1 pseudogene is annotated in these 243 nt (G+C 59.3%); it reads right to left on the bottom strand.

What is annotated here, in order from left to right:
* Positions 1–243 (bottom strand): annotated as a pseudogene (locus H6B10_RS16455) (23S rRNA (uracil(1939)-C(5))-methyltransferase RlmD); the annotation flags it as partial.

Genomic DNA, 243 nt, shown 5'->3' with positions numbered 1-243 from the left:
AGGCAGTGGCACCGGCTTGTTCCAACAGAGTGCAGGCCCGCACGGCCAGTTGGTTCATCCAGGCGGGCTGTAATTTGCAGTCATCGCAAGCTACAATGCGGTGGCTTCGGCCGGCATAAAATCCGGTGACAAGATGCCCGGATTCATCTTCCCCAACCGGAAGCTGCACTTTGTTGCGGTATCGGTCTGTGGATGGCGCGGGCAGTGCCGGCAGCACAGGAACATCCAACTTTCCCAACCGGC

It is taken from the genome of Gemmiger formicilis, assembly GCF_016901605.1.
GTDB lineage: Bacteria > Bacillota > Clostridia > Oscillospirales > Ruminococcaceae > Gemmiger > Gemmiger formicilis_B.
This window is presented reverse-complemented; position numbering and strand designations above follow the sequence as displayed.